This window comes from Anaerolineales bacterium, assembly GCA_022866145.1.
GTDB lineage: Bacteria > Chloroflexota > Anaerolineae > Anaerolineales > E44-bin32 > PFL42.
Genome location: JALHUE010000424.1, coordinates 1 through 6,025, shown reverse-complemented (window position 1 = coordinate 6,025; position 6,025 = coordinate 1). Strand labels below are relative to the sequence as shown.

4 protein-coding genes and 2 pseudogenes are annotated in these 6,025 nt (G+C 66.5%); 3 read left to right on the top strand and 3 right to left on the bottom strand.

What is annotated here, in order from left to right; translation table 11 throughout:
* The 3 genes and pseudogenes from dnaG to rpoD all read left to right on the top strand — a co-directional run.
* Nucleotides 1–1,741 (top strand): DNA primase (dnaG, locus tag MUO23_12750; GenBank protein ID MCJ7513821.1); only part of this gene is annotated, 1,741 nt, incomplete at its 5' end.
* Between the two features lie 6 nt (nt 1,742–1,747).
* Nucleotides 1,748–2,020: pseudogene (locus MUO23_12745) on the top strand (hypothetical protein).
* A 420-nt stretch (nt 2,021–2,440) separates the two neighbouring features.
* Nucleotides 2,441–3,328, top strand: a pseudogene (gene rpoD, locus MUO23_12740) (RNA polymerase sigma factor RpoD).
* 101 nt (nt 3,329–3,429) lie between these two features.
* Here the strand turns inward: rpoD and MUO23_12735 are convergent.
* The 3 genes from MUO23_12735 to MUO23_12725 form a co-directional block, all read right to left on the bottom strand.
* Complete coding sequence (locus MUO23_12735; protein ID MCJ7513820.1) at nt 3,430–4,194, bottom strand: ABC transporter permease; 765 nt, start codon at nt 4,192–4,194, stop codon at nt 3,430–3,432.
* Nucleotides 4,175–4,960 (bottom strand): ABC transporter ATP-binding protein, encoded by a 786-nt coding sequence (locus tag MUO23_12730; GenBank protein ID MCJ7513819.1) that lies wholly within the window; start codon nt 4,958–4,960, stop codon nt 4,175–4,177. Before MUO23_12730 ends, MUO23_12735 begins: the two co-directional genes overlap by 20 nt.
* 40 nt (nt 4,961–5,000) lie before the next feature.
* Nucleotides 5,001–6,025, bottom strand: a 1,025-nt coding sequence (locus tag MUO23_12725; GenBank protein ID MCJ7513818.1) for an ABC transporter substrate-binding protein, incomplete at its 5' end; no start/stop codon positions are given.

Below are 6,025 nucleotides of genomic sequence, written 5' to 3'. Positions count from 1 at the left end.
GGATGGCCTGGACTTCAAGGAGGCACTGCGAGTACTGTCCGCGCGCGCCGGCGTCGAGCTGCCCGAGCGCGAGGCCGGGGAGAGCGCCGACGAGGAGACCCATGCCCGACTACGATCCTTGCTGGAAGCGGCCAGCGCCTATTACCGTCATCACCTGACGGCGACCGCTGCCGGCGCGCCGGTCTTGGCCTACCTGCAGGGGCGCGGCCTCGAGATATCGGCGCTTGAGAGCTTCGAAGTGGGATATGCTCCCCCAGGCTGGACCACGACCATGGACTTCCTGAGTGAGAAGCGGTTCTCGCTTCAGGATATGGCCGAGGCCGGGCTGGTCTCCGAGGGATCGGGCGGGATACAGCACGACCGCTTCCGGAACCGGATCATGCTGCCGATCCGGGATGGCCGCGGTCGGCTGGCAGGTTTCGGCGCCCGGATTGTCGATCCCAGTGACGTGCCCAAGTTCCTTAACTCACCGCAGACGGCGCTGTTCGACAAAGGCAGACTGCTGTATGGCCTGGACAAGGCCCGTAAGGCGATCCGGACCTCCGGTCAGGCTGTGCTGGTTGAGGGCTACCTGGACGTGATCGCACTCCACCAGGCAGGCCAGGCCAACGTGGTCTCCCCAATGGGGACGGCGCTCACCGAAGCCCAGCTCCGGCTGCTCAAGCGGCACACGCGGCGGATCGTGCTGGCCCTGGATGCCGATGCGGCGGGCTACCAGGCGACCCTGCGCGGACTGGAAGTCGCCCGCCAGGCGATGGGCCGCGAGATGGATCCCGTCTTCGAAGCCCGGGGCCTGGTGCGGTTTGAGGGGCGGCTGGATGCGGATGTGCGCGTGGTGACTCTGCCGGCCGGGTTGGATCCGGACGAGCTTGTCGCCAGGGGGAGCGAGGCCTGGGAGAACCTGGTGAAGGCCTCCCAGCCGATCGTCGAATACGTGCTGGATGTGGTGACCCAGGGGAAGGATCTGGAGGACCCGAAGGTTAAATCCGAGATCGCCAAGACCCTCCTTCCGCTGATCGAGGATGTGGCCGACCCGGTCGAGCGCGAGGCCTACCGACAGTCCCTGGCCCGTCGGATCAAAGTCGACGAGCGGGCCCTGGCGGGATCGGCGCCGCGCGCCGGCAGCCCCGGCCGGGGAAAGGCCGCCCGGCGACAGCCCAGCCAACCGGCCTCCGACGCCGATAGCCGATCCCGGTCGGCGGTCGAGCAGTTCTGCCTGGGCCTGATCCTGAGGGATCCCGAGATGCTGTATGCTCTCGACCGGGTACTTCAGGAGCTAGGGTTGGAGCGAATCTCGGGGGCGGACTTTACAGGGACCCAACGTCAGGTTATCTTTCAGGCTGCCCGGGAGGGGTTGGCGCAGGATCAGGTTGAGCCGGCGCAATACTGGTCGGCCCGGCTGGAGCCGGAGCTCCAGGCGGAAGCGGCGGATATGCTCGAACGCCTGGAGAGCATCGGTCAGATGGTCAGCCTCGACCCACAGCTGCGCAAAGTGGCCGATGAGATCCTGGCGCGCTTCCTGCAGCTTCGGAAGCAGCGTCTGGACACAGCCCTCGGTCAGGCGCAATTCCAGCTGCTGGAGGCGCAGTCCGGCGGCCCCCCGGCGGGCGAGGCGGAGAGCCTGGTGAGCGGAGTGGTGGGCGAGGTCCAGCGCCTGGCGGAGCAGAAGTCTCGAGTCGAGCAGGCCATGGGCGGGCGGTCAGGCGATATCGGATACCTGGCGCTGAGCGGAAGACGGTAGGGTGGCATGATCCCTGTCGACGACGACACACCCCAAGACGACCTGCTGGAGGCGGCTCCCTTCGAACCCGAGGACGGGGCCGAACTCGAAGCTGAGGACTCGCTTGAATCTGTCGACGGCGAGGCGGTTGAGATTGAGCCCGACGTCGAGGAGGTGTTCGACGGAGAGGAGGATGCAGCCGAAGAGGAGCTTGAGCCGGAGGACCTCACGGTCGCCGTCGAGCTGGCTGACGATCCCGTCCGGCTGTACCTCAAGGAAATCGGGCGCGTCGAGCTGCTGGGCTCAGATCAGGAGCTCTGGCTGGCAGTGCGCATGCAGGCCCCGCGGCGGCTGCGGGTCCTTCAGGCCGGACGAGCCTCCCGGCGGAAGGCGGCCGACCAGGCGTTGGCCACGCAGCAGATGCTGTTTGACGACATGCGAACTGCCTGGAAGCGTGTCCAGGAGGACGCTCGCCGGCTGCGTTATCCGGAGCCGAATCTGCTGCTGATCGTGGTCGAAGCCCAGCAGCTGCGCAAGACCTGGCTGGGCGAAATGCCCTCCTTCCTGCGCCGCTGGCTGAACAATGGCACCTGGGGCAACGATCCGGCATGGGAGAACACCGCCCGCAACGCCCTGGATGTCTTCCTGATGGTGTACCTGATGCCGCCGGCGGTACAGCAGAAGCTGCTTGAGCGGATGGCGCGCTACGGCGGGCTCCCTCCGGTGCGCACCTTCCTCAAGTGGGTGCCCGATGCCCGGTCATTGCGGTCGGATGAACAGCAGGTTGGGCTGCTTGCCGAAGAGGCTCAGGCGGCGCTGATCCGTTCCAACCTGCGGCTGGTGGTCAGCGTGGCCAAGCGCTACATGGGGCGGGGGATCGCCTTTCTCGACTTGATTCAGGAGGGAAACATCGGGCTGCTGCGGGCAGTGGAGAAATTCGATCCGGCCAAGGGCTACAAGTTCAGCACCTATGCCACCTGGTGGATCCGCCAGGCCATCAGCCGGGCAATCGCCGACCAGGCCCGCACCATCCGCATTCCGGTGCATATGGTCGAGACGATCAACCGCCTGATGCGCGTCCAGCGGCGCATGGTCCAGGAGTTGGGCCGGGAGCCAACCTCGGAGGAGCTGGCGCTCGAAATGGACCTGATGGAGCCGAGCGAGGTAGCCGCCATCCTGCGGGCACGCGCTGAGGAGATTCCGCTCGACCCGGCGCTCGATCGGAGTTGGCACCGGGCGGCATCCAAGGTGCGGCGCATCATGCGCATCGCCCAGGAGCCGATGTCGCTAGAGACCCCGGTCGGGACCGAGGAGTCCAGCCAGCTTGGCGATTTCATCGAAGACGAAACGCTGCCCGAGCCGGTGGACGCGGCCGCTCGGGTGCTGCTGAAGGACCAGGTCCAGAGCGCCCTCTCGGCGCTCACCGAGCGTGAGCGCCAGGTGCTGGAGATGCGCTTCGGGCTGCAAGACGGCAAGGACTACACCCTGGAAGAAGTGGGGAAGTACTTCAATGTGACCCGCGAGCGCATCCGTCAAATCGAGGCCAAGGCGTTGCGCAAACTGCGTCACCCGACCCGAAGCCGCCATCTGCGCGACTATCTCAGCTGAGCCCACGGCGCGACCGAGGCGAAACCGCCCGAGGCCACAGGCTTGGCGGAGGGCAGGGCCGGCTGCACCAGCCCGATGGGTGTGATCGTGGCAACGGCCAACTACCGCGCCGCGGCCTGCAATCCCCAGCGCTCGCGGATTCTGCGCTCAACCGGCGCGAAGAACAGCCGGTCCACCCCCAGCCCGATGGCAATGATGATCAGCATGACGGCAATCACGGCGCTCATGTTGTTCAGCTCGCGCCCCATCGCCAGCGCCTGTCCCAAGCCGAGGGTGATGAACAGCAGCTCACCGGCCATCAGTGAGCGCCAGGCGAACGACCAACCGAGCTTCATCCCGGAAATGATGCTCGGGAAGGCCGAAGGCAGGACGACCCGGGCGTATAGTCGCATCCCGCGGGCGCCCATTGTGCGGGCTGCCCGCAGGTACACCGGCGGCGTGTTTCGCACGCCGTCGGCAGTGGAGATCGTGATGGCCAGCAGGGCACCCATCACGACAACGAACAGGATCGCCGTCTCGCCAAGGCCAAACCACAGCAAGGCCAGGGGCAGCCAGCAGATGCTGGGCAACGCCTGCAGGCCGACGACCAGCGAGCCGAGGGAGGCCTGCATCAGCCGGCTGCGGCCCAGCAGCAGCCCCAGCGGAACCCCGGCCACGATCGATAGACCGTAGCCGATGGCAATTCGGCGCAGGCTGGTGGCGATGGCCAGGATGTATTGGCCGCTGGCAAACCCTTTCACCAGAGCGGCGGCGACCGATGTCGGCGATGGAAAGACGTACGCAGGCCACAGGCCAAGACGGAAGAGCAGCTCCCACGTGAACAGGAGCGCCAGGAAGAAGAGCAGGCTAATCTGCCAGTTTCGCATAGCGCTCCTCCCGTTCCTTCTCGACCTCAACCCGCAGATCGGCGAGGATCTCGCGGGCGGCGTCCACCAGCCGGTGATCCTCCATCTCCCGTGGGCGAGGCAAGTCAATGTGGTAGTCTTGCTTGATGGTTCCGGGACCCGCCGACATCAAGAGGATGCGGTCGCCCAGCACCAAAGCCTCCCGAACGTTGTGGGTGACGAAGAGGATCGTCTTGTTCGTCCGCAGCCAGATACTCTGGACTTCCCCATGCAGCCGGTCGCGCGTTTGGGCGTCGAGGGCGGCGAACGGCTCATCCATCAACAGCACTTTGGGATCCATGGCAAGCGCCCGGGCGAGGGCGGCGCGCTGCTTCATCCCGCCGGAGAGCTCGTGCACGGAGGCCCGCCCGAACCGCTCCAGCCCGACCATGCGCAGCTGCTCCATGGCACGTGCCTGCCGTTCCTTGCGCCGGACGCCAGCCACCTCTAGGCCGAACGAGGCGTTGTCAAGGACGTTCAGCCACGGGAAGAGCGCCTCTTCCTGAAAGATTACGACCCGGTCGCTCCCCGGCCCGGAGACCGGGATGGCATCCTGGAGAACCTGGCCGCTGTCCGGCGTTTCGAGACCGGCGATGATGGAGAGGGCTGTGGACTTCCCGCAGCCCGAGGGACCCAGGATACACACGAACTCGCCCGAGGCCACAGCGAACGTGACGTTCTGCAGGGCCGGCGTCACCCCCCACCGGGTTCGATAGGCTTTTCCGACCTCATGCAACTCAAGCCTCATCTGCCTCCCCCTTCTGACGGAAAAGATCGCATCCCTCCGGCTACTCCACCGGCGCCAGGCCGTGTGCCCGAAGGACCTGATTGAGCAGGCCGAGGTCGTAGATGCCCTCCAGGTTAGGCTCGCTGTCGAGGAAGCCCGCCTGGAAGGCGGCGTTAGCCGACTGGACCAGCGAGGCGGAGATCGGGTCGTAGGTGATCCGCATCCGGCTCGAGGCGCCCTCCAGCACTTCCGCCGGCAGGGCCTGCCCGGTAAGGTTCTCGATCTCCTGGTTCAGGATCTGGCGGGCCTCGGCCGGGTTCTCCAGCGTCCACTGGGTGACGTCGACGTGGGCTTCGAGCCAGGCGCGGACCGCATCGGGGTGCTCATTGAGGAACGAGGTGCTGACGATCACCATGGCGGTCGTGAAATCGCCGTTCGGCCACAAGTCGCGTTCATCGAGGAAGAGCTGGCCTCCGCCTTCGACGATCAAACGTGTGGCCCAAGGTTCCGGGACCCAAGCGCCGTCGATTCGCCCGAGGCGGAACAGGTCGAGGATTTCCGGGTTCTTGGTCGGCAGGACCTGCACCGTTCCGCCTCGTTCAGCGGGGAGCAGGCCGTGGTCGGCGAGATACGCCCGGAGGGCGACATCCTGGGTGTTGCCGAGCTGCGGTGAGGCGATTCGCTTGCCGTCCAAGTCCTCGGGGCGGGTGATGCCGGCTTCGGGCCGGACGATCAGCGAGGCGCCGGCGCTGGTGGCCCCAGCCACGATGCGCAGCGCCTCGCCGCCACTGCGGACGTAGCCGTTGATGGCCGGGTTCGGGCCAATGTAAGCGAGATCCAGTTCACCAGCGAACATCGCCTCGATCACAGACGGACCGGCGTTGAACTGCGTGGCCTTGATCGAGATGCCCTCGCCGAGCGCCTGCTGGAAATCGCCACGCGCCATGCCGATCAAGGCCTGGCTGTGGGTGATGTTCGGGAAGTAGCCGACGCGGATTTCGGAGAGGCTGGCGGGGGCACGTCCGCCGCCGCAGGCAGCCAGCCCAGCCGCGGCAATCAGGGCCGCCGCCAGGGTCTCGAGGAACG